The sequence below is a fragment of the Microbacterium sp. CPCC 204701 genome (assembly GCF_004010105.1).
In the GTDB taxonomy this organism is placed as follows: domain Bacteria; phylum Actinomycetota; class Actinomycetes; order Actinomycetales; family Microbacteriaceae; genus Microbacterium.
The window spans coordinates 1-4982 of the sequence record NZ_RRYE01000223.1; the positions used below are offsets into that span (position 1 = coordinate 1).

Sequence of the window (4982 nt, forward strand, 5' to 3'; positions counted from 1 at the left end):
GGGCGCTCGGCCATCGCGACGTCGCAGTCGTGGGGCTCCCCGCGCGCGCCGGGTGGCAGCGCGGCTGGCTGAGCGACGACACCGCCATCGCGGTCGACGTCACCCGCGAGCGCCTCGCGGGAGCCATGGACGTGTTCCCGGATGCCCGAGCGTACGCCGCGGCCGGGAGCTTCATCGACGAGGGACTCGCCGCCGGCCGGGTCGTCTTCTCGGATCCGGCGCGCCGCCCGACCGCGGTCATCGCGCAGAGCGATCTGCTCGCGGCCGGAGTGATCCGCGCGGCCGAAGAGGCAGGGCTGCGAGTGCCCGAGGACGTCAGCGTCACCGGATTCGACGGCATCGTCGTCGACGGGCTCGCGCCCTACGACCTCACGACCCTCGTGCAGCCGGCGACCGACAAGGGCCGTGCTGCCGGAGCCGCGGTCGCCGCGATGCTCGAGGGCCGTCCCGCCGCGACCATCCACTTCACCTGCGTCTTCCGCGAGGGCAATACGACGGCTGCCGTACCCGAGCGACCGGAGTAGGCCCCACTCGCACTCGCCCGCGCGGATTGTTCACCTTGCGTTCCATTACAGGTCCGAGGGTCTCGTAATTCGGCGTCACCTCCGCGCGTTTGCATACCGGTGTTCTTGAAATCCCCTTGGAAGGAACCCCCATGCGTCGCGCAACCCTGTCTGCCCTCGGCCTCGTCGGCCTGTCCGCGCTCGTTCTGACCGGCTGCGCGGCATCCGCGTCATCCGCTGACGCCGGCGCGGATGCCGAAGCCGCCCCCATCGCGATCGCCACGATCCCGCTCGGCGACGACCCGTCCGCTGAGAACCCGATCGAAGCGTTCGCTGCGCTCCTCGAGGAGCAGACCGGTCGCACGGTCGAGGTCACGGACGTGCCCGACTACCTCAGCGTGGTCGAGGCGATCCGCGCCGACCACGTCGACATCGGCATCATGAGCGGCTTCCCGTCGGCGCTCGCCGTCAGCACCGGCGAGGTCGACGCACTGCTGGCCTGGGCCGGCGACGACTCGCCCGTGTCGACGTGCGTCGTGCTCGCGGACTCGCCGATCCAGGAGGTCGAGGATCTGGCTGGTGCGACTGTGGCGTTCGCCGACCAGGCGTCGAGCTCGGGCTACTTCATGCCGGTGTACATGCTGCACGAGGCGGGCCTCGAGCAGGGCGTGGACTACGAGGCGATCTTCGCGGGCGGCCACGAGGGCAGCTTCGTCGCGCTCGAACAGGGACAGGTGGATGCCGCGTGCACGGCCATCATGCTGACGCAGCTGGGTGAGCCCTACTTCCCGTTCGCCGAGGGCGAGTGGCGCGGCGTCGGCGAGAGCCCGTCGATGCCCGTCGCGGGCAGTGTGCTGGCACGTCAGTCGCTGGATGACGAGACCCGCGCGCTCCTCGAAGAGGCCCTGCCGGCGGTCTTCTCCGAGGAGAACGCCGAGGCGCTCGGTGCGCTGGGCGAAAGCTTCATCGGGCAGGAAACGATCATCGCGCCAGACCCCGCGCTCTTCGAGGGCTTCGTCGACATCGCCGCGGTCGCCGGCGTCGAGCTCGAGGACCTGCGCTGATGACGACCCTTGCCGCCACGGCGATGCCTCGCCCCACCGTGAAGCCGCCCGAGCCGGTGGTGGCGGTGCGCCGGCTCGAAGTCGCCTACGACAAGGGCGCGCCGGTGCTCCGCGGCGTCGACCTCGACCTTTTCCGCGGCGAGACGGTCGCCCTCCTGGGGGCGTCGGGTTCGGGCAAGTCGACCCTCATGCGGAGCCTCACCGGCTTCGCACCGATCACCGCGGGGCGCGTGGAGGTCGTGGGGCACGATGTGGCCCGCCTCCACCGCCGCGACCGCCGCGCGCTGCGCGCGCAGGTGGGTCAGGTGTTCCAGCAGTTCAACTTGATCCCGCGGCTCAGCGTGCTGACGAACGTGCTGGCCGGCGGCCTGCACGACGCCGGCCCGTTCAACCTCGTCGGCGGGTTCACGCGCGAGCAGCGCACGCGGGCGCTCGAACTGCTCGACCGTGTCGGCATCGCGCACAAGGCCTCCGAACCCGCGCGCTCGCTGAGCGGCGGACAGCAGCAGCGCGTCGCGATCGCGCGAGCCCTGATGCAGCGGCCGCGGCTCATCCTCGCCGACGAGCCGGTGGCCTCGCTCGACCCACGTCTGGCCGACTCGGTCCTGACCCTGCTGCGCGACATCGCTCTGCAGGACGGCATCCCGGTGCTCGTGAGCCTGCACGTGCTGCCCCTCGCGCTCGCGCACAGCGACCGCATCGTCGGGCTCCGGCACGGCGAGGTGGTCGTCTCGGCCCCGACGGCCCACCTCGATGCGGCCGCGCTCGCCGAGGTCTACGACGACGGGGGCGACGGCGATGAGCACGACATCGACTGACCGCACGCGCGACACGTCGGGGGCGCGACCCGACAAGAGCGCGCCCGCCCTCGACCCGCGCGAGCGGGCGCGGCTCGAGCAGGCGATCCGGATGCCGCGCGCACGGTTCCTGCTCGGCATCCCGGTCGCGATCGTGGTCCTGCTGTGGTCGTTCCAGGGCGCGGAGTTCAACTTCGCGAAGCTCGCCGAGGGTGCCGTCAACATGACGGAGTTTGTCGGGCGGCTGTTCCCGCCGGACTTCTCGGACTTCGGCACGATCGTCGTGCTGCTGATCGAGACACTGCAGATGGCGATCGTCGGCACGGTGCTGGGCGCGGCGCTGTCGCTCATCGTGGCGTTCGGCGCGGCGTCGAACCTCGCGCCGAAGTGGCTCTACTACTCGTCGCGGTGGCTGATGAACATCATCCGCTCGGTGCCCGATCTGGTGTTCGCGCTGATGTTCGTCTCGGCCGTCGGGCTCGGGCCCTTCGCCGGCATCCTGGCGATGACCCTCGGCTCGATCGGGTCGATCGGCAAGGTCTACGCCGAGGCGATGGAGTCGGTCGATCGCGGACCCATGGTCGCGATGGAGGCCGTCGGCGCCTCGAAGCGCCAGGTCATCCAGTACGGCGTGCTGCCGCAGGCGGCGCCGCTTCTGGTGTCGTACACGCTGCTGCTGTTCGAGGGGAACGTCCGCGGCGCCACCATCCTCGGCCTCGTGGGCGCGGGCGGGATCGGCCTCGAGCTCACCACTGCGATGCGCATGTACGACTACGGCCACCTCAGCGCCATCGTCATCTGCATCATCGTGCTCGTCACGGCGATCGACCAGGGCAGCGCATTCATCAGAAGGAGAATCACATGACCACCATCGACATCGAGCTGAGCGCCCCGGTCAACCTGCGCGATCTCGGCGGCATCCCGATCGCGGGCGGCGTCCTGCGGGACGGGCTCGCCGTGCGGGCCGACGACCTCTCCGTCGTCACCGAGGCCGACGCCGACGACCTCGTCCAGGGCGGGCTCACCGCCGTGATCGATCTGCGCACCGCCGATGAGGTCGCGCTCACGGGCCGCGGTCCGCTCGCGCGGCGTCCGGTGGCCTACCATCACCTCCCGCTGATGGCGAGCATCGGGCAGGGGATGCCGCAGGACGGGCCGTTCGCGTTCGACCATGTGCGGATGGGCGAGATGTACGCGCGCATGGTCGAGGGCGCCGCGCCACAGCTCGTGAGCGCGCTGTCGATCATCGCAGTGGAACCGGGCACGACGGCCTTCCACTGCGCGGCGGGCCGCGACCGGACCGGCGTGCTCGCCGCCGTGCTGCTGCTCGCGCTGGGCGCCGACGACGACGACATCGTCGCCGACTACGCACGGACCGACTCCAACATGGCGGCCATCCACGCACGCCTGAAGCCGGTGGTGGGCGTGCTCATGGCACGGCTCGGATTCGACCTCGACGAGATGTCGAGCATGACCCTGTCGGAAGAGCCGATGGACGTCTCGATGCGAACGATGCTCGCGCGGCTCCGCGAGCGCCACGGCGACGCCCTCGCTCCGTTGCACGCAGTGGGTCTCGGCGACGACCTCATCGCCCGCCTCCGGGCACGGGCGCTCGCGGCATGAGCGCGATGCGCCGCGGTCCTGGCCGTCCGCGCGACGAGGACCTGGATGCGCAGATCCTCGAGGCGACCCTCGGGCTGATCGATGCCGACGAGCCGGTTACGGTGGGCCGGATCGTCGCCCGCAGCGGGGTGAGTCGTGCGGCGCTGTACCGGCGCTGGCCGTCGCTCACGGCGCTCGTCGCAGCAGCCCTCGACGTCGGGCGCGAGGTGCCCCCGGCCATTCCCGACGACGGCGACCTCCGCGAGGCGGTGCTGGGCGCCTTCGCCGCCGGGAACAGCGTGTCGGCGTCCGGCTACTCCGAGGCGCGCTTCCGGCAGCGGGTCGGCCTCGCGATGGCCGACCGCGAGCTGCAGCGCGCGTACTGGCAGTCGCATGTCGCGCGTCGGCGCGTGAGCCTCGAGGACGCGCTGCGCCGCGGCATCGCGCGCGGCATCCTCCGTACCGATCTCGACCCGACCGCGTGCTTCGACCTGCTCGCCGGCGTCGTGTACTACCAGCTCGTGGTTCGCGGCGACAGCATCGACGACCCCGCCGTGCTGGCGCGCGTGCGCTCCGCGCTCGAGATCGCGTGGCGCGGAATGGTCGCGGAGGGCTAGGAGCGCTGCGGACCGAGCGGCAGCACGGCCTCGCCGAAGTCGTGGATCGTGTAGCGGCCGCAGGCGATGGTCTCGGCATCCTCCGTCTCGGCATCGCCGGGGAGGTCGAACGCAGGCGATTGCGCGTCGATCACGAGGAACGAGACCTCGCCGACCTCGAAGTCGGCGCGATTGGCCAGCCACGCATAGCCCCGCAGCTGGTGGTCGACCTGCACGAGCGCGGCGGGGTCGGCGACATGGGTCTTCGGCAGGCGGACGGTCCAGAACTGCCCGCCGCCGGCGCGGCCCGCGTCGTCGATCCAGTCCACGACGCACGCGAGATCGGCGTCCGGCGCGCTCGCCGCGATGACGATGCGCGGGATGCCGACGGCCGCGGCGGCCACCAGGGCGACGGCCGCG

At 71.5% G+C, this 4982-nt stretch carries 6 protein-coding genes and 1 pseudogene; 6 read left to right on the forward strand and 1 reads right to left on the reverse strand.

What is annotated here, in order from left to right; all coding sequences use genetic code 11:
* The 6 genes from EIO58_RS12370 to EIO58_RS12395 form a co-directional block, all read left to right on the forward strand.
* The coding region (locus tag EIO58_RS12370; RefSeq protein ID WP_164861673.1) for a substrate-binding domain-containing protein at positions 1–524 on the forward strand (524 nt) is incomplete at its 5' end.
* Between the two features lie 131 nt (positions 525–655).
* Positions 656–1567 carry a phosphate/phosphite/phosphonate ABC transporter substrate-binding protein gene (gene phnD / locus EIO58_RS12375; RefSeq protein WP_127819796.1) on the forward strand — a complete coding sequence of 304 codons (912 nt, stop codon included), beginning with the start codon at positions 656–658 and terminating at the stop codon, positions 1565–1567.
* Positions 1567–2385 carry a phosphonate ABC transporter ATP-binding protein gene (locus EIO58_RS12380; RefSeq protein ID WP_127819797.1) on the forward strand — a complete coding sequence of 273 codons (819 nt, stop codon included), beginning with the start codon at positions 1567–1569 and terminating at the stop codon, positions 2383–2385. Before phnD ends, EIO58_RS12380 begins: the two co-directional genes overlap by 1 nt.
* Positions 2366–3229, forward strand: coding sequence for a phosphonate ABC transporter, permease protein PhnE (gene phnE, locus EIO58_RS12385; RefSeq protein ID WP_127819798.1), 864 nt, complete (start codon positions 2366–2368; stop codon positions 3227–3229). The genes EIO58_RS12380 and phnE overlap by 20 nt, the downstream gene beginning before the upstream one ends.
* Positions 3226–3987 (forward strand): tyrosine-protein phosphatase, encoded by a 762-nt coding sequence (locus EIO58_RS12390; protein ID WP_127819799.1) that lies wholly within the window; start codon positions 3226–3228, stop codon positions 3985–3987. Before phnE ends, EIO58_RS12390 begins: the two co-directional genes overlap by 4 nt.
* Complete coding sequence (locus EIO58_RS12395) at positions 3984–4583, forward strand: TetR/AcrR family transcriptional regulator (RefSeq protein ID WP_127819800.1); 600 nt, start codon at positions 3984–3986, stop codon at positions 4581–4583. The genes EIO58_RS12390 and EIO58_RS12395 overlap by 4 nt, the downstream gene beginning before the upstream one ends.
* On the opposite strand, the pseudogene EIO58_RS12400 reads toward EIO58_RS12395, so the two are convergent.
* Positions 4580–4982, reverse strand: a pseudogene (locus tag EIO58_RS12400) (hypothetical protein); the annotation flags it as partial. The gene EIO58_RS12395 and the pseudogene EIO58_RS12400 sit on opposite strands and share 4 nt — an antisense overlap.

Bases quoted from the DNA above. Each gene is read 5' to 3' on its own strand.
- phnE (WP_127819798.1), top strand. From the start codon at position 2,366: ATGAGCACGACATCGACTGACCGCACGCGCGACACGTCGGGGGCGCGA.
- phnD (WP_127819796.1), top strand. From the start codon at position 656: ATGCGTCGCGCAACCCTGTCTGCCCTCGGCCTCGTCGGCCTGTCCGCG.
- EIO58_RS12390 (WP_127819799.1), top strand. From the start codon at position 3,226: ATGACCACCATCGACATCGAGCTGAGCGCCCCGGTCAACCTGCGCGAT.
- EIO58_RS12380 (WP_127819797.1), top strand. From the start codon at position 1,567: ATGACGACCCTTGCCGCCACGGCGATGCCTCGCCCCACCGTGAAGCCG.
- EIO58_RS12395 (WP_127819800.1), top strand. From the start codon at position 3,984: ATGAGCGCGATGCGCCGCGGTCCTGGCCGTCCGCGCGACGAGGACCTG.